Here is a 20,025-nt window from a genome sequence, read left to right on the forward strand (position 1 = left end):
AGAGGAGGTGAGATTTATTGAGTAAGTTTCAAAACTGGCTATCGATTTACAAGAAAAATTCTGAGTTAGAAACGTTGATGGGACTAGAATTCTTTCAAGATGATTCTGAACGAGCTTATCTTAAAAAACTATCTATTGATACATGTATAAACTTTTTAGCACGGACAATCAGTCAGGCGGAGTTTCGAATTATGGATGGAGATAACCTAGATAAAGGCGACTGGTACTACAAATTGAATATTCGACCTAACACTGATCAATCATCCACAGATTTCTGGCAGTATTTTGTTTATAAACTACTATTTGACAATGAAGTTTTAGTGATTCTAACAGATACAGATGATTTACTGATTGCGGACTCGTGGGTGCGTAATGAATATGCATTATACGATGATACATTTGAATCAGTGACAGTAAAAAACTATACATTCAAGCGAAAATTTTCAATGGATGAAGTAATTTATCTCAAATACAATAATGAAGCGCTGGAGAATTATATTTCAGGGCTATTTGGTGATTACGGAGAGTTGTTTGGCCGAATGTTAGAAGTATCACTGCGAAACTATCAAATTCGAGGGACTGTGGGAGTTGGACAATTACAAGGTTCGGATGATGAAAAGCAGAAAAAACTTCAAGGGTTCATCGACAAGATGTTTCAGGCGTTCAAGAAGCCAATTGCTTTGGTGCCGATTACAAAGGGGTTCGATTATTCGGAGCTGTCTAGTAAGTCAGGAGAAACAAACCAATCATTTGAGGAGTTAGGAAAATTAAAATCAGCCATGATTTCAGAAGTTGCGAAACTCATCGGCATCCCGCCTGCGTTGGTACACGGCGAAATGGCTGATTTAGAACAGAACATGACTTCTTACATCGATTTCTGTGTGAAACCACTCCAGAAGAAAATAGAAGATGAATTGAATGCTAAGTTGTTTGAGATCCAAGAATTTCGTGCAGGAAAGCATGTTGATATTTCAGGAATCGATAAACCTGATCCAGTTAAAGATGCTGAGAAAATCGACAAGCTTATTTCTAGTGGATTTATGAACATCAATGGCGTACGCAAAGAATACGGATTAGAACCTCGTGAGGGTGGTGATGTGTACGTGATGACTAAGAACTATTCAACAGAATTGGAAGGAGGTGAGAACGTAGATGAAGATGGAAATTAAGGGAACGATTATCTCGAATGATGAAAAGTGGATGTATGACTGGTTCGAAATGGATAGCACAGCCCCACGTGACATTATCTTACCGGAATCAAACGAACCATTAGAAGTCGTGATTAACTCTGGTGGTGGTGATGTCTTTGCAGGAAGTGAAATTTACACGATGCTAAAAGACTATTCTGGCGATGTAAACGTCAAAGTCGTAGGCATTGCGGCTTCTGCTGCTTCAGTTATTGCGATGGCAGGAAACAAGGTTGAAATCAGCCCAACTGCACAGATCATGATTCATAATCCATGGATTTCAACAGCCGGTGATCATAATGATATGAGGTTTACCGCTGAATATCTTGAAAACTGGGCGGTATCATTAAGCAACGCATACCAACTAAAGACTGGCAAAACGAAAGATGAATTGTTGCAATTGATGGAATCTGAAACATGGTTTAATGCTCAACAAGCTGTAGAGGCTGGCTTTGCTGATGAAGTGATGTTCCAAAATACAGATGCACCAAAATTGGTTGCAAGTCTAACCCCAGTCATCCCTAAAAACGTGATGGAGAAATTTGCAGAGAAGTTAAACCCTGATTTAGATGAGATCGCAAATAAAGTGATTGAAAAACTAAATACTGAAACAGAAAAACAAGAACCGCAACCTGAAAACAAGGGGTTTGCAAGGTTCTTTTTTTAATACCCAAAAATAGGAGGAAATGATAAATGACATTAAAATTATCAAACGAATTTAAATCGATTCGCGAAACGTTCATTAATTCAGTGCAGAATGATGAGCCGAAAGACAAACAAAATGAACTGTACGGGCAAATGATCGATGAGTTGCTAAACGAAGCAAAACGTCAAGCTCGCGAGGAAGCAGAGAAATATGCAGCAGGAACACCGGCAGATGCTAAATTAACTGCGAACGAACGCAAATTCTTCAATGAGATCAATACAGAAGTTGGTTACAAGGAAGAAAAACTAATCCCTCAGGAAACAATTGACCGTATTTTTGAAGACTTAGTGACTGAACATCCATTATTAGCGAAAATTGGCCTGAAAAATGCTGGGCTACGTTTGAAATTCTTGAAATCTGAAACACAGGGTGTTGCTGTATGGGGTAAAATCTTCGGCGAGATCAAAGGTCAGTTAGATGCAGCATTCAGCGAAGAAGAATCTATTTCAAACAAACTAACTGCATTTGTTGTAGTGCCAAAAGATTTACAAGACTTTGGACCTGCATGGATTCAATCATTTGTAATGGCACAAATCAACGAAGCTTTTTCTGTTGCTTTGGAATTAGCATTTTTAGCGGGTTCGGGTAAAGAACAACCGATTGGTTTAAATCGTAAAGTCGCAAAAGGTACATCTGTAACTGATGGCGAGTATCCAGTTAAAACAGCATCTGGAAAATTGACATTTGCAGATTCGAAAGCAACTGTGAAGGAATTGACAAAAGTATTTAAATACCACAGCGTCAAAGAAAACGGTAAATCATTGGCCGTCGAAGGACTAGTTACGATGGTTGTGAATCCTAGTGATGCTTGGGATGTTAAAACGCAATATACACATTTGAATGCGAATGGAGTGTATGTAACTGCATTACCTTACAACTTAGACATTGTCGAATCTGTAGCTCAAAAAGCTGGTGAGGTTCTTACATTTGTCAAAGGTCGTTACGATGGCTTTTTAGGTGGCGGTATTAAAATTCAAAAATTTGACCAAACATTGGCAATCGAAGATTTAGATCTATACACTGCTAAGCAATTTGCATACGGAAAAGCTAAAGACGATAAAGCAGCAGCATTGTGGACATTGGAAATCCCCGAGGGGGAGTAACGACCCCAGTAGTGAAAACTGTTGTACCGACACCGGACGGAGCAACAATCACACTGCAATAGAAAGGGGAGTTTCTATTGGAAAAACTATTAGAAGAGTTTAAAAAACGAATGCATATCAGTCATTCATCAGAAGACAATAGTTTAGAAGAAATACTAGAGGAATCGAAACTCTATATCATCAGTAAAACGGGTCTCGATGAAAATGATAAGCGTGCTAAAACACTTATCTTTTCACGAGCCCGTTATGTGTATAACGATTCTCTAGAATTTTTTGAAGATAATTTCCTGAGCGAAATATTAGGTTTGTCTTTTGAAAAGTATAAGGGGGATGATGCTAGTGAGACAGAAGTATCTACCACCAAAAACTAGTTCCGGCAATCTACGAACGCCAATTGAATTTTATGAATATCAGCCACATAAAGGCCCAGATCCTGGTGAAGAAGAGAAAAAAGTTCTGTATACCTGTTTCGCGGAAATCTATAATCCGTCAATGAAAGATTTAGAGATATTGAACTCCATCGAAACAAAACAAGCGGTAACAATTAAAATCCGTGATCCTCATGAAGATTATCTACCAATTAACAAACATTTCGTTGAAGTTTTAGACCGTCGGTACCAATTAATACGATGGAATATTATTGATGTTAGAAACGACTTTTCAGACAACAGATTTATAACAATTTTATTAGCGGTGTACGCAAAATGAGTAACGTAGAATTTAGGGGCGTACAAGAAACCTTACAATCTTTGGAAAAAAGTCTTGGAATTAACAAGACGAAGAACATAACGCGAAAAGCGATAAATTCTGGAGCAGAAATAGTTGAGAAGAAACTTCAAACAGACATGCTAGTCTTTAAAGATAAAGGATACACGATTGACGAAGTTGTCCGTAAAAACGCAACTTACAGAAACTACAAAGCCGAGGCTGAAATAGGATGGAATGGGCCTCATCAGCGTTACAGGCTTATTCATTTGAACGAATGGGGTTATACGAGAAATGGACGTCAAATAAAACCGCGCGGATTTGGCGTTATTACAAAATCGTTAAAGAATTCTGAACCATTGTACTTCGAGACAGTGGCATCGGAGGTAAAGAGAAACCTATGAAAGATATGCTTGGTAATATCTATGAATTGCTGTGTAACAATGAATACATCAAAAACATGACGTTCAATGATGAAACAGAAGAATATCGCATCAAGTATTACGAACAACCAGAAACGGCGGATAAAACTGGACCATTCATTACAATTAGACCTGTGGACGTCCCAAACGAAGCCTATCACGGAAGCGATAAAGAACTTTCTATTGAACATCTAATACAAATTGATGTTGAGTCTAAATACAGAGCAACATGCAAACAAATGCAATATGAAATTAAAAAAGAGATGAAGAAGCTCGGCTTTGGCCAAGTGAATGGTCAAGGTTTAGACGAATACTTTTCGGAGACGAAACGTTATGTAGACGCTCGACGATATGACGGGAATACACGAATTTACGATACACAATATTAAAACAGAATAACAGGAATCAAGACACGAAAACTCGTGTCTTTTTTTGTTGTCAAAATTAGGAGGAAATAAATTATGACTTTAGTCGGATTTAAAAAAATGACAATCGGAATTTTTGATAAGGACGGTAAAATTCCAACAGCTAATCAATTTGTTATTGAAGGTAAACAAGATAAAGGGGCCACTGTATCGGCAGAAATTAGCGGATTATCTAAAGAAGCGACGAAAGTGTACGGGTCAAATATCGCTTACTACATTTCTCAAAAAGGAACTGGGGATATTTCCGCAACGTTTGGTTTGCTTGATTTACCAGAAGACTTGAATGACAAGATTTTGGGATACAAAACCGGCGAAAATAAAATTAGTTTCCTAGGCGAGGATACTGAGCCACCGTATTGCGCCGTTTTGATGGAATCAGAAGACTTAAGTGGAGAAACAGCAATGTTAACCATCTTCAAGGGTAAGTTCAGCCGCGAAGCCATCAACTTGAATACGACTACTAATGATGCTTTTGAACCGGAAGCCGAAGAATACGTATTCTCTGCAATTGCAAATGATGCTGACGGTGATGCTAACGGACAATCAGTGGCTAAATATGTTGGTAAAGAAGAAACAGCGATCACTGCTATGCGTACAATGGCATTCCCAGCGGGGGAGTAGCAAGCCCCGCCGTTGGTAAAGTGACGGCAACTACTGATGGGGCAACAATTGCATTAAGTTAGGAGAGTAAAAATGGTAGATACATTTAGAATTTATAAAAAGGACGGAACAAAAGTAACTGAGGGCGCAAGCCCTCTTTCAATCACTGGTGTAGCAGCAAATACGCAAGTAGCGAAAGGTGACTACACTGCAGTGCGTGTTTCTGGAGATGTGGAATCAGCAAAAGTTGATATTCCAGCTTTTAAAACATTACCGATTGCGGTAACAGGCGTGACTTTAGATAAAACAGCAGCTGACGTTGAGCAAGGTGCAACACTTAAATTGACACCTACAGTAGCGCCGGCTAACGCCACCGATAAAAGCGGCGCGTGGGCAAGTTCAAATACCGCAATCGCTACAGTAAGCGGCGGAACGGTCACTGTTAAATCAGACGCTACAGTTGACGGAACGACGGAAATCTCGTTTACGACGACTGACGGCGGAAAAGCAGCAAAATGTACGGTTACAGCAAAAGCTAAAGCAGAAGGCTAGTCTCACGACTAGTCTTTTTATTTTGTATAAAACAGGAGGAAATCAAAGATGGCACAAGTACGAATCGAGTTAAAAAATTCAAAAGGTAAAAAGGAAGTATTCGAAAAATTAGATACAACTGGCAAGGATTACCGTTTGGCATTGCAAACAATAAAAAAGCTAAATGGTGACAAAGTCATGGTGTGGGATCAGTTAGATTTGTATTTAAATTTTGCAGTTGAACTATTTAAAGCTGATAAATTGACCGCTGACCAAATTTTAGAAGGATTACCGTCTGATCAAACAAGAGAAATTTTAGATGGACTTTTAGGACAAGTAATGGGATTAGAAGATAATCCGGATCCTGACGCAAAAAAGTAACGCCTGAAGAGGCGGAAGAAATGTATTTCGAGATGTGCAGAGAATTGGTGAAACAAGGTTGGTCACTCTCAGATATTGAAAATAGCTCATTCGATACGTTAATCAGTGTCGCTTGTTCTACTCCGAAAAAGAATAAACAAAAAGAAGTCTCTTTGAACGACTTCGTTAAATCAATTTAGGGAAGGAGGAAAACTATGGCAAATGGAAAACCATTAGGAAATATGAAAGTCATTTTGGACTTGGATAGTTCCGCCTTTTCTAAAGGACTTGCTGGAGCTAAGAAAAGCGTCACGTATAACATGAAGGCCATGCAATCTCAGATGAAAGTTATGAATTCATCGGGCGACAAATTAGGCGGATTACAAGCGAAGTACGCTGGACTGAGTAAGACAATGGAGTCCAACGAGAAATATGTTAACAAGCTGAAAGATAGCTATGATAAAAGTTTTGATGCGAACGGTAAGGCAACTACTGCTACAGCTCGTTATGCAAATGAATTAAATCAAGCTGTTGGCAAACAGGCTAGTTACGAAGCACAGCTTAAGTCTACAGTTGGTCAAATTGCTCGGGTAAAAGTCGAAACCGAAGGAATCACTGGAAAGCTAAAAACTCAGTCGGAACAGTGGATTAAGTCAGGTAAAAAGATTGAATCGTTTGGTCAGAAAGTTTCTGGCATGGGCAGCGCGATGACTAAAGGTGTGACACTACCGTTATTAGCCGGATCAGCAGCAGTTACTAAAGCCGCAGTATCTTGGGAATCGGATTTCGCTGGTGTCAAAAAGACGAATGATGAAGTCATAGACTCTAATGGAAATGTGACATATTCTTATGCGGATTTGGAATCTGGCCTTCGAGATTTAGCTAAGCAATTACCATCTAGTCATGCCGAAATTGCCAAAGTAGCAGAAGCGGCAGGACAGTTAGGCATTAAAACTCAAAACGTAAAATCATTTACTAAAACGATGATTGATTTAGGTGAGTCAACGAATATGTCTGCTGAAACGGCAGCTACATCGTTGGCTCGTTTTGCGAATATCACTCAAATGAGTCAGAAAGATTTTGATAAACTCGGTTCTGCTATCGTTGACTTAGGGAATAATTATGCCACAACCGAGTCCGAAATTACCGAAATGGCACTACGGATTGCCGGTGCTGGTAAACAGGTTGGTATGAGTCAAGGAGATATTTTAGGTTTTGCTACAGCTTTAAGCTCTGTTGGTGTCGAAGCCGAAGCTGGTGGTTCCGCAATATCTAAAGTAATGGTTCAAATGCAACTTGCGGTTGAAAAAGGAACAGGCGCTTTTGGCGAGCTAGAAGAAAAAGCTAATAATGCAGGCTTTTCAATCGGTGAAGTTAGTCAAGCTGTTGTAAATGGTGGAAAGCCACTTAAGTCAATGGCAGAAGCGTTAGGTATGAATAGCTCTTCGCTTAAAAAGATGTATAAAGAAGCAGATAAGTCTAAAACGTCCTTAGAAAACTTTGCACAAGTAGCCGGGATTTCTAATGATCAATTCTCTAAACTATTCAAAAAAGATCCTTCAAAAGCGATTATGAAATTCATCCAAGGTCTAACCAATGCAGAAAAACAAGGAACATCCGCAATTAAGATGTTGGACGACATGGATATTAAAGAAGTTCGTCTACGTGATAGTTTATTGCGTGCGGCAAATGCAAGTGGTGTATTTGATAATGCAATTAAAACGGGTAATAAAGCGTGGAAAGAAAACTCTGCGTTAACCGAAGAAGCTAACAAGCGGTATGAAACAACTGAATCCAAACTGAAAATGTTGAAAAATGAAGCAGTGGATGCCGCTATTGATTTGGGCGGGCCATTCGTTGACGCATTGCGAGATGGACTGGATGCGGCTAAGCCACTTATAAAAGGTTTAGGCGATTTAGCAAAAGGCTTCTCGTCACTGGATAAAGAGCAACAAAAAAACATTATCAAGTGGATTGGAGTAGCCGCGGCTGCTGGGCCAACACTCAAATTATTAGGCAGTGGTATTTCTGTAATCGGTAAAACAAAAACGGCAGTCGGTGGATTGGCTGGCGGATTGGTTGAACTATCTGCGAAGGCTGCTGAGAAAAAAGCGATGGCCGGTTTTGCTTCCACAGTTACATCTGTCGGGACGGCATCGGCAGGAGCCGCAGGAGTTAGTGGAGTTGCTGGTTTAGGTTCGGCAATTGCTGGACTGGCTGTACCTGCCGCAGTTGGCGTTGGAGCTATAGGAGCAATTGGATTAGCGCTTTACGCTGGAAAGAAAGCATATGATGAGCATCAGCTGTCCGGCGCAAGATGGGGAACAAAAGTTACTGAGTCACAAGATAAAGTAATCGACAAATCTAATGAGTTGCGTGAAAAAGGCGTTCAGTTTATGAACGAGTATCAAGATGGCGTAAATACGAATGCTGAAAAAGTAAAAGAAGCGAACAAAGGCATTCAAAAAGCCATTGAAGGAACTCTAAAAAAAGAACAAGAACGCCGAGAAAAAATCAGTAAGATGAGTTTGCTCGATGACGAAACCAAAACATGGTATGAGCAGATTGTCAAAGCTCAGAAGAAAATTGACAGTGAGACATCTAAGACTGTTAAAAACCAAATCGAAAAGATTAATGGAATCTATCAAAATGCTTCTGATAATAACCGGAAACTCACTGATTCAGAATTAAAGTTTATTAAAGCTTCGTATTCAAATCTTTCAAGTGAGCAATTAAATGCGGCCGGTTTTTCTAAAGCACAACGTTTGGCCATCGAAACATCTTATCAAGATGATTTATCAAAATTAAATGATAAAGAAGTTTCTTCAAGAATTAAATCGCTGGAAAAAGCATTAGACAAAGAGAAGAAATCTTACGAAAAGCAGCGCAAAGAGATTGAAAGTAACGAATCGGTAAGTGCTAATATACGCGAGACTCTTCTTAAAAATCTTAAAAAGAACTACAAAGAACAAACTGGTGAAATGATTACCGCTTTAGCTAATCTTAGCGAAAAGTCTGGAAAATCGTTAGACGAAGTTTGGTACAAGTGGGAAAAATACGGCTATAACGTTGAAGAAGTATCAGCTTTAGTTGCGAGTAGCGTAAAAGATACTACTAAAGATTTGAGCTTGTTTGCTAAGGGAACATCTGAGGCAGACATGCAATGGAACGCTTTAAGCCTTGACCCAAAAACCGGTGAAGTTAAGACGAACATGACGGACGTCTTGACGGAAATTGCTCAGACTGACGATGGCTGGAATCAGCTTAAGTTCATGGTTAAAGAAGCAAAACTGACTTCTAACGCAAAAGAAGAAGTTGCAATCGCGATGGGCGAAGCTGGCAAATGGGATCAGTTGTGGTTGACCGAAAAAATGTTATTGGTCAATGGCGATGAAGCAAAGCTAGAGCTTTATGAAACCATCAACGCGATGGGTGCGTGGAATCAGTACGTTTTAGACCGAAAAACACTAGGTATCGACAATGCTGATGCGGTTTATAAACTGTTCACAACACAAGATCAAATCAACCAATGGAATCAGCTCCCAGTAAACCAGAAAAAACTATTAGCTGATAATACTGATTTAGTTAGTAAGATATTCACTTCTACTGAATCGTATAACGCTTGGACTCAAATTCCAGACAACATCAAACATATGCTTGCCGATAATGTTGATTTAAAGACCAAGATAAACGATGGAACAATCAGCATTGAACAATACAATCAAGTGTTACCGCTGCTCAAAAAAATGTATGGTGACAATTTTGATGTCAATACAAAAACAGAGCAAGCGAAAAACAAAATTGATGAGTATAACAAAAATCATCATCCTGAACAAAAAGTTCTAACGGCTAATAACGCTGATTTGGTGAATAAAGAACAGACAGCTAGAGACAAGCTAAATCAGTTCAATGGTGTTCAAATTCCTGAAAAGAAAATGACTGCTAAGGACGAAGTTACTCCAAGCGCGGAAAAAGCGGTTAAGTCATATCAACAAGTTTCAGTCTTGCAAGACAAAACAATCAGTTTCAAATTCACCGCATTTCTAGATGATACATGGGATAAGATCAAGAAAAAAATGGGTGAGAAAGGTAATTTAATTACCGGCAACTATGCGAAAGGCACCAACTACCACAAAGGCGGCTTAGCTTTAGTAAATGACCAAAGCGGTTCTAAGTATAAAGAGCTAGTAAAATTGCCAAACGGTAGTGCGTTTGTTCCGCAAGAACGGAATACGTTACTTGATTTACCTCGTGGATCGTCTGTATTAAAAGCTTCTCAAACTGCTAAATTGATACCACGATATGCTGATGGAATCGGCCAAGTGGTTACACAAGATTCACAAATCACAGAACTGATTGCGGCAATCAATGAATTGATTCTGACTTTTAGAACAATGCAGCCGGGCTCGGATACAGTTGGAACTATGACTGAAAAATCTGTGATTCCTGGCGTGCAAGGCGGAACGGATTTAACCGCGTTGACTCCTGATCAATTAATCACTCAAGGCGATCAGTATGCGCCGATTGGCTCAATGTGGATGACTAATTTAATGAATGGTTGGAATTCGATTGTTCCTACTTATATGAACAGCGAAACGATTTTCATTTCGAACTATCTAACTCAATTGAGAAACCAAAACAATCCGAATTATTTGCAAGGTGTTACGTGGAATAGAAACTTAATGAATGGTTGGAACAGTTTAACAGGAACATTTATCAATCTAATTAAGACCTTCTGTAATCAAGCGATGACAACTCTTCGGAGTTACAATACGCCTATGTACAACAATGGCCGTACTTGGCAACAGAATAATTTAAACGGTTGGAACTCGTTGTATGGCTCATTTATAGCTAGAGTTAACCAGTTGGGAAATGATTCGATTAGCAATTTACGTTCGAAGAATGGTGGATTTTATAGCGCTGGTAGTTACTTGATGCAATCGCTAATCAACGGGCTAAACTCAATGGGTGGTTCGTTATCATCAACGATGAATGGTGTAGCGAACAAGATGGTTGGTGGAATCGGTAAAGGTGTTAATGGCGTAATCGGCGGTGTTAACTATGTTCTAAAAGAGGTTGAATCCGACAAGAAGTTAGGAAATTGGACCGTTCCTCAGTATGCAAAAGGTACTGACGGACATCCTGGTGGACTTGCGATGATCAACGATCAAAAAGGTCCAGTTCATGAAGAGTATGTTCAGATGCCGGATGGACGTGGTTTTATTGCCAAAGGCAAGGATTTATTGGTCAACCTTCCTAAAGGGGCGCAAGTACTGAATGCAAGTCTTACTAAGAAATTAAAGAAAGGTTTCGATATTCCGCATTATGCCAATGGAACGGATGACTTTGATATCTTTGATTTGATTGATGATGAGGGTGTTTTTAAGAAGTTAGTTGATAAGAGGATCGATTACAATAGTATCTTAGAACCTTGGAAAAACATGACCAAATCGAGCGTTAAGTTAATGACTCACGCTGCGTATCCTTTTGTGCAGAAACAAGTCGAAGATTCATTTGGCGGGGGAAGTTTTGACGGTGCGATGAATGCGAATAACGTATATCAATATTTAGTCGATATTGCTCAAAAAGTTATGTCGAAATTTGGCGGTCTAACGGTTACTTCCGGTTATCGTCCAGGTGATCCATATTACCATGGGAAGCATCAAGCGATAGATATTTCTGGTTATCCATACGGTAGCCCGAGGTACACAGAAGCAGCAAATTGGGCCTTCGAGAAATTTCCTAAACAAATCGCTTATGTAATTACGAACGGTAAAGTTCGCGATCGTATGGGACTTAGTGGAACTGGCTCAAGTGGCAAATGGGTAGGTTGGTCGGATAATGACCATTACGATCATATCCATTTGAACGGTTCGATGGGTTCTGGCGATATTTTCAAAGCAGGAACTGATGTACCTAACGGAAACGGGAATATTAAGTATAGTCCTTCTGCAGGAGTTGAGCAGTGGAGAAAGATTGCTACTAAAGCGTTAAAAATGGAAGGTCAATTCTCTGCCACAAATTTAAATGCTCTTCTTTACCAAATGCAAACTGAATCTGGCGGGAATCCAAATGCAATCAATTTGTGGGATAGCAATGCTGCAAAAGGAACTCCTTCGAAAGGATTGCTTCAAACAATCGATTCAACATTCCAAGCTCACGCGCGGCCGGGGTACAACAAAAACATTTATGATCCATTATCTAATATCTTGGCTTCAATTAGATATGCCGTTTCAAGATATGGATCGTTAACCGCTGCATATCGTGGCGTTGGTTACGAAAATGGGGGCTTGATCAATAAAGATGGTCTTTACAGAGCTGGTGAAGGTAACAAGCCAGAGATGGTTATTCCTTTGACTCGAAAAACAAGAGCTATTGAACTGATGGGTCAGGCTTTGGCTTTCCTATCGGGGGATAATAAAAACACTTCGAAACAGTCTGCAAGAGTTGATAATACAGCAGAATTAGTAGCACTGATTAAGCAACAACAAAAACAACACAGTGATTTGATGAGGATTTTGAGAGCGATATTGAATAAAGAAAGTGGAATAACTAAGGAATCAATTGGGAGAGCTGCAAACGATTTGATGGGTAACGATCTAAATAAATTAGGTTACACGATAGGAGATGGCTTCTAATTGTTTTATAGATTATTGTTTAACCAGAATGGGAAAATATTTGACCCACAAGTTAAAGATAAAATAGTATGCAAGGAGATTAAAAGACAAGCTCCTATATACGAAGTTAAGTATGAAGAGTTTGAAGGGACGAACGGAAGCAGAGAATCAAATGCCTCTTTTCGTCCTTTTGAATTAGTCCTCACTTTCGACATATTTTATAAAAATGAATATGACAAAGAATTGATAGTAACAGAGTTACATCAAATATTTTTCCCCGGCTATCAGTATTATGTGACACATGAATTGAGTCCTGGAAAAAGATTTAGAGTGAATCCAGTTAATTTTGAACTTACTGAAGAAGAAAACGACTACTCGACTATAGAAATCACCTTCGATGTTCCTAGTGCTTGTTCTGAATCGCTCTCAACCACACTGTCAGAATTTAACTTATCGAATGAGTGGCAGTTCTCACAAAATCTTGAAGCTGTGGATTATAAGTACAGTTTTGATGTAAGCCGTTTCCAAGTATTTAATGCTGGAGACTTTGCGATTGATCCAAGAGAACATGCATTGAAAATCACTCTTCAAGGTGAGTCACTGGGCAATGCTAGAATTTTCAATCGTACAACAGATGAAAGTTTTATCTACTATCCCGAATTTTCAACGAATCTAGGGCAGACAGTCACTATTGATCGTGTTTATCCTAAATTGAATGGGGTTCATTGTGGAATCAATACCAATCTTGAATTAATCACTCTAGCACCTGGCATCAATGAGATAGAAATACAGAATGTAGCAAACGTGAAATCCTCATGGGATTTCCGTTACTTGTATAAGTAGGTGATAACGTGACAAATATCATCATTCAGAATTACGAAAAGACAAAGAAGGAGATCCTTGTTGATTATAACAAGGACTCTTTTTTTGAGAATTGGCAACAGAATGAAACGTGGGAAGTCAGTTTAGATGTGACTAAGACAGAAGTAAACAGCTATGCTTTTGACCTAGTTGATTATGAAAATTCTGTTTTATTCAATGGTCAAGAATTCATTATCAAATCTATGACGACATCTGGCGAAGGAGCACAAGTAACCAAGAGTATCACTGCTACGCATATTTACTACACGATCCAGGATGGAAGACAATACAATACTCTGCAGCCGAACGGAGCGAAAAGTATACAACAACTACTTTCCCATATCTTCAGCGCTGGAAATCGAGGATTCACTTGGGAAATCGTAGACCCAAATAAAAAGTTTCTTACGGTTGAACAAGAAAACTTTGGCAATGCGAATTACTTAAAGCTGATTGAAGAAATATTAAGTGATTATGATGCGGTGGTCATTCCAGACAATAAACATTTAACATTCTATCCACGATCAGAGTTCGGAGATAAAGTTCAGGAGCAGATTCGATACAAATACAACACAGATTTAGTGAAATTCGACATAGACACCTATTCGTTGAAAACGCAGATTAAAGGCTTTGGTAAGAAAAAGGAAGATGATACGTATTATTTCTCTCCAATTACTTACACTTCTCCCGAATCGGAGAAATGGGGAATACGGATACAAGACCCGGTAGAAGATGAGCGATATACGGTTGTTGGTAACATGATGGAACGACTAAAAAAAGATTTACAAGATTATCCTTCAATCAGTGGTTCAGTAACCTTAAAATGGCGGATCACTCCACAAAAAGGTGACTATGTACCTTTTATTTACGAACCCTTAAATATAAAAACGTACATTCAAATTGTGGGAATTAAGACGTACCCTGCATTGCCTAATAAACCGCCTGAAATCACGTTATCAAATACGAAGAAAACAATGACATCAATACTAGCGAACTTAGCTAGGAAAGGAGTGATTTAGTGGAACTACTAAAACTCATTAAAAATCAGATTTCAACAGAATGGAAAAAAACGTTCAACGATAATGTGGATATTTTGAACGGTATTACACGTGACCAAAATCAAAAAATTGACGTCGTTGACAAGAGAATTGACAATTTAGTCCTGCATTCGGGCGGTGATTCGCCAAATGAGGTAGTGGACGCACGAGTAAATAACCGAGCACAACAATTCGATACACTTCAGGGAAGACTACTCGCTGGGGAGTTCACGCATGATGAAGACATGGCGGAAACACGATCAGAATTGGAAAATCAGAATGTAAGTATCTCAGAAATAAATAAGAAGCTTGATAAAATACTTGGGGAATACGGTGGTACTCTAACTATCTATGTTTCAACGGAGCGAGGCAACAATAGCACAGCGGATGGGTCGCAAGCGTTACCGTTTAAGACACTCCAAGCTGCAGTGAACACGATTCCACTATTAACGTCGAGCCAAGTCGTTATCCTCGTTGAAGATGGTACGTTTCTTGAAGATGTACGTTTCCGTAATATTTATTCGGGAGGTATTTATATCAGATCGGTCCAAGATACGACGAATCTTGATCCGTCAACAACTGATTGTCCAGTTAAAGTTCGGTCAATGTCGTTTATGTATTGCACTGGGTACCTTCAATTACGAGGGATCCAATTTATAGATCAAGGAAATGCACCGTCTATAGGTAATACAAGGTATTCGCTGTATCAAGAACAAGGCGGATACATGAGTTTGGCAAAATGTAAGTTTGCAGAGAATACAAAGTCAATTGCCAATCACAAATCTATTTATGTTGGAGGAAGCTCAAAAGCCACGGTTGGGTCAGATACTGCTTTTATCAATCAACTGATGTGCTTGTATGCAGTAGGGATGGCTGAGGTAAATGTATCCGGTATTAAAGGCTCTTCAAATAGCGAACTGTTAGTGGTTTGGAACGGCACAGGAAGAATTCCGAGTGATTTAAATATTGCTACAACAAATACTAGAACGATCGAAAGAGGATTGATATTAACAAAGGGGTCGGTGATCTAATTGTTCAAAACAAGAGAAGAAATAATTGTGATTCAAGCTGAAGCAACCACTCCTATACCTACTGGAGTGGTTTTTTGGTCCCATGACAAAGGGACTGCTAAACTGATCATTCAGTTGAAAAAAGGTCATATAAATCAGACTTTATCTCAAGGCACAATCGTTCCGATCCTTTTAGAGTTCAATTCAGTCACAGCAGCTAAGGGAAAAGGACGTCATATTTACCATGCGGTAATTGAGAATGCTTTAGAAGGAATAGTCTCTATTGTTTTAGAAGACAATATTTTGGGGTACGTTGGCCGTGTAGATGGTTCGGTTTATATTGAGTTACCTGATTCGCGATCACTTGATACTGCCGGCCGGTTTACTTTTGACATTAAACGAAGCCCTATCGATGAAGATGTTCCTGAATTGGAAGATTATTATTGGAAAGGCTTTAACGAGATCATGGCACAGTATCACGAGACAATCGCAACTATTAAGTTAGAAGCTAAGACGTTACTTGATAGTCTGACTGCAGACGTTACTACAGCTAAAACTAAAGTCACACAGCTAGAGCAAAGTATTACAACTGCTAACACGAATTTGAATGCTCGCATCGATGAAATCAGTAAAAAGATTGATGACAATGACGTATTCACGAAAGCAGAAAGTTCCGCTAACGTGATCTATCAAATCATTGGAAAAGATGAAGTTGAATTGACCTTTACAACTGATTTTGAGAGTAAAATTTCTGGGTCAGTTATCGAAAATCCAAACATTGCTCGGCACAATACGATTGCTACGCTTCCAAGTCCTGAGAATTTTGGCGGTTTTGAATTAAAAGATACGTATTACGAACTGCTGGAAAAAAAGGATAATAGAAATTTTGTGACTACTCAAAATGTAGCAAATAGAATGTCAGCTAATCTGTATTCGTTCAATATTCTAGAATGTTTAAAACGTGAGCTTGGAGTTCGGTTCTTTAGTAGTATGGGCGCTAAAACAAATTTACAATGTGTAGAAATTATTCGAAAAATCGTTTCTTACAGATTGTTGAGCTTGTGGGCTTCCGGAAAGTCATCTGAAGGAAACAAAGTCAATTTGCGAATCTGGTCTATCTTAGCGAGTAGTTGGCTAGGCAGTAATAGTTCAACAAGTTCAAATATTTCATTAATCGAGATGTTTGGACTTGAAAACACGAATAATCATTACATTACTGATGACGGAATGATTCATGTTTTAGCTTATGCTGAAGCATCTGATGGCAGTGCATATTCTACAGTTAACTCGGATTATATAAGTCTATCGTTTAAAATCAATATTTCTGTACACGAATTTATTGAGTCAACAATCGCGGCCAATCACGTAGAAAATCTTGCGACACAAGAAGAAGCAAAAGGTGGAACGGATAATACTAAAACGATGACTCCGCTTAGGGTTTTTCAATCAATTGCAGAATGGACCAAAAACAAGTTCATATCTCTGACAGAGAATGAAACAGTTTTAGGAATTAAGAACTTTGCAAACGGACTTCAGGTTAATGGGAGAAACGTGCTGTCCCAAAAAGGAGAAATTGTATTTGATCATACTAGCGAAACAGATTCCTCTATTCAATCTGGAATAGTTAGATTTAAACGATACGGAGATTGGATTTTAGTCAATTTTAATTTCCAGTGTAGAAGTACAAATATTGCCTCTGGTGGGAACCTCATTGACGTTTTAGAAGCTGATATTATCCCCTCTGGTTCAATTCAAGTAGATATTACTTATGACAAAGCATTGACTATAGATGCTTCGGGTAAAGTAACTGCACTGTGGGGGCTTAATGCGAATAGTTATTATGCTGGATCGGCTGTGTATTTTGCAAAAAATAAATTATAGGAGGAAAGAAATGAAAACTATTTATAAGGTCCTATATCCAGTAGGTTACGAGGAACACGAGGTCGCAGATGATTTTCCAACTTCTATTCCGTTTGTGGAAGATGTGCCGCTTCAGAATTTGAAAAATCCGCAATCTCAGTTCTATAATTTCTCTAAAAATAAATGGGAAGAAGTCGTCACTCAAAATTACTCTGAACAAATAGAAATGCTTGAATCCTTAACAGAAGCAGTTCAAAGAGAAAACGAGGAGCTTAAGAAGGCTGCTGAAGAGCAAGCAATCCAAATGACGGATACGCAACTAGCGATAGCCGAAGTTTATGAAATGCTGGTTCCTGCAAACAAGGAGGCTAAATAAATGGCAAATATCTACGTCAATTTGATTCAGAAAGGTCTGAAAACTATTGAGGAAGTACCAAAGACAATTAGAAAAGAAGTACAAGCGATCTTGGATGCAGACATTGCGGATTAAGATTGCTTTTTATTTGCTCAGAAAAGAGGTGAATACAATGGCAGTAGTCTATGCGACGTTGATTATCAAAGGTAAAAAGACGATCGAACAAGTCCCTGGTCTGATCCGCGAACAAGTGAGAGAAATCTTGTTGGATATGGATTTACCAGAATTAGCAGAGTAGCACACTTTCGAGTGTGCTTTTTATTTTGATTGGAAGGGGGAGTCAAGTGGATGGAACTAGAAACGCAGGTGAAGGAGCATGAAAACAAGCTTAAACAACATGATAAAGAAATTAGCCGATTGAATGAGCGGTCCCTAGCAATGCAAAAAACAATGGATGAAAGTTTGATTCGAGTGGATGAATCAAATAAATACTTGCGTGAACAGAACACGGAACAGATGAAACAGAACAATGAAATTCTAAATGCGATTCTGACACGCAACACGGACGCTGAAAAGCGCTCAGATGAATTGAAGATGCTGAATACAGAAAATCGCTGGAAACTTATTTTAGGGATTGCCGGAGCAAGCAGCTTGATTACGGTGATCTTAAATTTAATTTTTAACTAGAGAGGTGTATAAAAATGAAAATTAATTGGAAATTAAGAATCAAATCGAAAGCATTTTGGGTGGGCGTTGTCCCATTGATCATTCTGTTAGCCCAAGCGGTCGCAGCTGCATTTGGCTATACATTAGATCTCTCTTCATACGGAGATAAAGCATTAGCTGTAATCAACGCATTGTTCGCTCTACTGGCTTTCTTGGGAATTACTGCCGATCCCACGACGCACGGATTGTCTGATAGCGAACAGGCATTGACCTATTCAAAACCGAAGAGGGAGGACAAATAACATGGTATTAAACGTAGTAGACGTGGCTTCACATCAAACAGTTCAACAAGCAATCACTGCTGGGGCCGATGCTTGTATTGTTAAAGCTACGCAGGGAACGGGGTATATTAATCCTAAGTGTGATGCTCAGTATCAATTAGCAAAACAGCATGGATTATTACTCGGGGTATATCATTACGCCGGAGGTGGAAGCCCCATTTCAGAAGCCGATTATTTTCTAGCAAATATTAAAGGATATATTGATGAAGCCATTTTGATTTTAGACTGGGAAGAATATCAAAACGCATCTTACAATAATACGAATTGGGCACGTCAATTCGTCAATCGCGTACATGAAAAAACAGGTGTCTGGTGTGTGCTTTACGGCAATCGTCAAGATATTGATCGTTGCTTAAACCTCGTGAATGATTGTGCTTTGTGGTTTGCAGGTTATCCGACAAACACTCAACGGGATTGGAACGCTCCAGAATTTATCTATAATATTTCACCGTGGAAAAATATGATTGGTTGGCAGTATAGTGCTGCTGACGTAGATCGTAGTAAGTTCTATGTTACTAAAGAACAGTGGAATAAATACGCAAATCCTTCTCAAACAAACAAGCCTAGTCCAGCACCACAGCCAGTTAAGCCAAACAAAACAGTTGATCCAACAACCGCGGGGCAACACTTCCCGATTATGCAAGATCCTAAATTCCCGCAAAACAAAGCTCATCTGGATCGTTTTGGTACAGTAGGTAACAAATTAGTAGTGGAAGGTTGGCATACAACTGCTTCAAAGCATGAGTTTATTATCGTTATGGATCGAGTAAAAAATAAGGAGCTTGCCAGAAAAGAAGTCAAACCAATTGCCCGTCCAGATGTTAAAAAAGCATTTGGATTATCTTATGACCAGGTTGGATTTAAAACAGAATTTGATTTAGCGCAATTCAAGGGCCATTCTGTAATCGTTCTACTTCGAGCAACAAATGATCCAAAGGGGAATACAGCTGGAGGCTTCCAAGACTTCACAGAGACTCGTTGGTATCACGATATTAAGTGACATTAAAAAAGAGTTTAGACGAGAATGCGCTTGCAAGATATTAACAAAAGAGCTATTATGAATGTGTAAGTTTTGCCAGAACTTACTTCTTTTTCATAACTTAGTTTCATCTTTCGGCAACCAGTCGTGTGCGGGCTGGTTGTTTTTTTTTGTGGAACTTAGAAACATGAGTGTATCATTTGCAAAGAAATCGGTTTCTAGGTAACATCTACTCTATTGGGAAGTCACTCGCCCATAAAAAA

General features: G+C 39.0%; 22 protein-coding genes. All 22 read left to right on the top strand.

Translation table 11 applies throughout. The features are described from left to right. The first annotated feature begins 17 nt into the window (after nt 1-17). The 22 genes from I592_RS03040 to I592_RS20680 all read left to right on the top strand — a co-directional run bounded on the left by I592_RS03040 (nt 18) and on the right by I592_RS20680 (nt 19,783). Nucleotides 18-1,169 carry a phage portal protein gene (locus I592_RS03040; protein WP_010781687.1) on the top strand — a complete coding sequence of 384 codons (1,152 nt, stop codon included), beginning with the start codon at nt 18-20 and terminating at the stop codon, nt 1,167-1,169. Then, nucleotides 1,153-1,854: a head maturation protease, ClpP-related gene (locus I592_RS03045; RefSeq protein WP_010781686.1), complete on the top strand. Its 702-nt coding sequence runs from the start codon at nt 1,153-1,155 to the stop codon at nt 1,852-1,854. Before I592_RS03040 ends, I592_RS03045 begins: the two co-directional genes overlap by 17 nt. A gap of 26 nt (nt 1,855-1,880) precedes the next feature. Beyond that, complete coding sequence (locus tag I592_RS03050) at nt 1,881-2,996, top strand: phage major capsid protein (protein ID WP_010781685.1); 1,116 nt, start codon at nt 1,881-1,883, stop codon at nt 2,994-2,996. 77 nt (nt 2,997-3,073) lie between these two features. Beyond that, nucleotides 3,074-3,367, top strand: a complete 294-nt coding sequence (locus I592_RS03055; protein ID WP_010781684.1) for a phage gp6-like head-tail connector protein — start codon at nt 3,074-3,076, stop codon at nt 3,365-3,367. Then, nucleotides 3,330-3,704: a head-tail adaptor protein gene (locus I592_RS03060; RefSeq protein WP_071875871.1), complete on the top strand. Its 375-nt coding sequence runs from the start codon at nt 3,330-3,332 to the stop codon at nt 3,702-3,704. The genes I592_RS03055 and I592_RS03060 overlap by 38 nt, the downstream gene beginning before the upstream one ends. Then, nucleotides 3,701-4,105: an HK97-gp10 family putative phage morphogenesis protein gene (locus I592_RS03065; RefSeq protein WP_010781682.1), complete on the top strand. Its 405-nt coding sequence runs from the start codon at nt 3,701-3,703 to the stop codon at nt 4,103-4,105. Before I592_RS03060 ends, I592_RS03065 begins: the two co-directional genes overlap by 4 nt. Further along, nucleotides 4,102-4,512: a hypothetical protein gene (locus I592_RS03070; RefSeq protein WP_010781681.1), complete on the top strand. Its 411-nt coding sequence runs from the start codon at nt 4,102-4,104 to the stop codon at nt 4,510-4,512. Before I592_RS03065 ends, I592_RS03070 begins: the two co-directional genes overlap by 4 nt. Before the next feature lie 72 nt (nt 4,513-4,584). After that, the gene (locus tag I592_RS03075) at nt 4,585-5,169 is read left to right on the top strand and encodes a major tail protein (protein WP_010781680.1); all 585 of its coding nucleotides are present in this window, start codon (nt 4,585-4,587) and stop codon (nt 5,167-5,169) included. Between the two features lie 72 nt (nt 5,170-5,241). Further along, entirely contained in the window at nt 5,242-5,700 is a 459-nt protein-coding gene (locus I592_RS03080; protein WP_010781679.1) for an Ig-like domain-containing protein, read from the top strand. Between the two features lie 48 nt (nt 5,701-5,748). After that, entirely contained in the window at nt 5,749-6,060 is a 312-nt protein-coding gene (gpG, locus tag I592_RS03085) for a phage tail assembly chaperone G (RefSeq protein ID WP_010781678.1), read from the top strand. 20 nt (nt 6,061-6,080) lie between these two features. After that, nucleotides 6,081-6,239 (top strand): hypothetical protein, encoded by a 159-nt coding sequence (locus tag I592_RS21570; protein ID WP_010781677.1) that lies wholly within the window; start codon nt 6,081-6,083, stop codon nt 6,237-6,239. Nucleotides 6,240-6,254: 15 nt separating this feature from the next. After that, a complete protein-coding gene (locus I592_RS03090) occupies nt 6,255-12,677 on the top strand; it encodes a phage tail tape measure protein (protein ID WP_010781676.1) in 6,423 nt (2,140 codons plus the stop codon). Continuing rightward, nucleotides 12,678-13,499, top strand: coding sequence for a phage tail domain-containing protein (locus tag I592_RS03095; protein ID WP_010781675.1), 822 nt, complete (start codon nt 12,678-12,680; stop codon nt 13,497-13,499). 8 nt (nt 13,500-13,507) lie between these two features. Continuing rightward, the gene (locus tag I592_RS03100) at nt 13,508-14,533 is read left to right on the top strand and encodes a phage tail protein (protein WP_010781674.1); all 1,026 of its coding nucleotides are present in this window, start codon (nt 13,508-13,510) and stop codon (nt 14,531-14,533) included. After that, the gene (locus I592_RS03105; protein ID WP_010781673.1) at nt 14,533-15,582 is read left to right on the top strand and encodes a hypothetical protein; all 1,050 of its coding nucleotides are present in this window, start codon (nt 14,533-14,535) and stop codon (nt 15,580-15,582) included. Before I592_RS03100 ends, I592_RS03105 begins: the two co-directional genes overlap by 1 nt. A gap of 27 nt (nt 15,583-15,609) precedes the next feature. Next, nucleotides 15,610-17,442, top strand: coding sequence for a BppU family phage baseplate upper protein (locus tag I592_RS03110; RefSeq protein WP_016250183.1), 1,833 nt, complete (start codon nt 15,610-15,612; stop codon nt 17,440-17,442). Nucleotides 17,443-17,452: 10 nt separating this feature from the next. Continuing rightward, a complete protein-coding gene (locus tag I592_RS03115; protein ID WP_010781670.1) occupies nt 17,453-17,797 on the top strand; it encodes a hypothetical protein in 345 nt (114 codons plus the stop codon). Further along, entirely contained in the window at nt 17,798-17,911 is a 114-nt protein-coding gene (locus I592_RS22130) for a CD1375 family protein (protein ID WP_010739627.1), read from the top strand. 37 nt (nt 17,912-17,948) lie between these two features. Beyond that, nucleotides 17,949-18,074: a CD1375 family protein gene (locus I592_RS22135; RefSeq protein ID WP_010740102.1), complete on the top strand. Its 126-nt coding sequence runs from the start codon at nt 17,949-17,951 to the stop codon at nt 18,072-18,074. Nucleotides 18,075-18,124: 50 nt separating this feature from the next. After that, nucleotides 18,125-18,463: a hypothetical protein gene (locus I592_RS03120; protein ID WP_010781669.1), complete on the top strand. Its 339-nt coding sequence runs from the start codon at nt 18,125-18,127 to the stop codon at nt 18,461-18,463. A gap of 14 nt (nt 18,464-18,477) precedes the next feature. Continuing rightward, nucleotides 18,478-18,744 carry a phage holin gene (locus tag I592_RS03125; RefSeq protein WP_010781668.1) on the top strand — a complete coding sequence of 89 codons (267 nt, stop codon included), beginning with the start codon at nt 18,478-18,480 and terminating at the stop codon, nt 18,742-18,744. 1 nt (nt 18,745) lies between these two features. Next, the gene (locus I592_RS20680; protein WP_010781667.1) at nt 18,746-19,783 is read left to right on the top strand and encodes a GH25 family lysozyme; all 1,038 of its coding nucleotides are present in this window, start codon (nt 18,746-18,748) and stop codon (nt 19,781-19,783) included. Nucleotides 19,784-20,025 lie beyond the last annotated feature (242 nt).

The organism is Enterococcus gilvus ATCC BAA-350 (genome assembly GCF_000407545.1).
Lineage (GTDB): Bacteria > Bacillota > Bacilli > Lactobacillales > Enterococcaceae > Enterococcus_A > Enterococcus_A gilvus.

What these genes read in the sequence shown, in the direction of transcription:
- I592_RS03045 (WP_010781686.1), top strand. Translation starts at nt 1,153, where the DNA reads ATGAAGATGGAAATTAAGGGAACGATTATCTCGAATGATGAAAAGTGG.
- I592_RS03050 (WP_010781685.1), top strand. Translation starts at nt 1,881, where the DNA reads ATGACATTAAAATTATCAAACGAATTTAAATCGATTCGCGAAACGTTC.
- I592_RS03060 (WP_071875871.1), top strand. Translation starts at nt 3,330, where the DNA reads ATGCTAGTGAGACAGAAGTATCTACCACCAAAAACTAGTTCCGGCAAT.
- I592_RS03065 (WP_010781682.1), top strand. Translation starts at nt 3,701, where the DNA reads ATGAGTAACGTAGAATTTAGGGGCGTACAAGAAACCTTACAATCTTTG.
- I592_RS03070 (WP_010781681.1), top strand. Translation starts at nt 4,102, where the DNA reads ATGAAAGATATGCTTGGTAATATCTATGAATTGCTGTGTAACAATGAA.
- I592_RS03075 (WP_010781680.1), top strand. Translation starts at nt 4,585, where the DNA reads ATGACTTTAGTCGGATTTAAAAAAATGACAATCGGAATTTTTGATAAG.
- I592_RS03080 (WP_010781679.1), top strand. Translation starts at nt 5,242, where the DNA reads ATGGTAGATACATTTAGAATTTATAAAAAGGACGGAACAAAAGTAACT.
- gpG (WP_010781678.1), top strand. Translation starts at nt 5,749, where the DNA reads ATGGCACAAGTACGAATCGAGTTAAAAAATTCAAAAGGTAAAAAGGAA.
- I592_RS21570 (WP_010781677.1), top strand. Translation starts at nt 6,081, where the DNA reads ATGTATTTCGAGATGTGCAGAGAATTGGTGAAACAAGGTTGGTCACTC.
- I592_RS03090 (WP_010781676.1), top strand. Translation starts at nt 6,255, where the DNA reads ATGGCAAATGGAAAACCATTAGGAAATATGAAAGTCATTTTGGACTTG.
- I592_RS03115 (WP_010781670.1), top strand. Translation starts at nt 17,453, where the DNA reads ATGAAAACTATTTATAAGGTCCTATATCCAGTAGGTTACGAGGAACAC.
- I592_RS22130 (WP_010739627.1), top strand. Translation starts at nt 17,798, where the DNA reads ATGGCAAATATCTACGTCAATTTGATTCAGAAAGGTCTGAAAACTATT.
- I592_RS22135 (WP_010740102.1), top strand. Translation starts at nt 17,949, where the DNA reads ATGGCAGTAGTCTATGCGACGTTGATTATCAAAGGTAAAAAGACGATC.
- I592_RS03120 (WP_010781669.1), top strand. Translation starts at nt 18,125, where the DNA reads ATGGAACTAGAAACGCAGGTGAAGGAGCATGAAAACAAGCTTAAACAA.
- I592_RS03125 (WP_010781668.1), top strand. Translation starts at nt 18,478, where the DNA reads ATGAAAATTAATTGGAAATTAAGAATCAAATCGAAAGCATTTTGGGTG.
- I592_RS20680 (WP_010781667.1), top strand. Translation starts at nt 18,746, where the DNA reads ATGGTATTAAACGTAGTAGACGTGGCTTCACATCAAACAGTTCAACAA.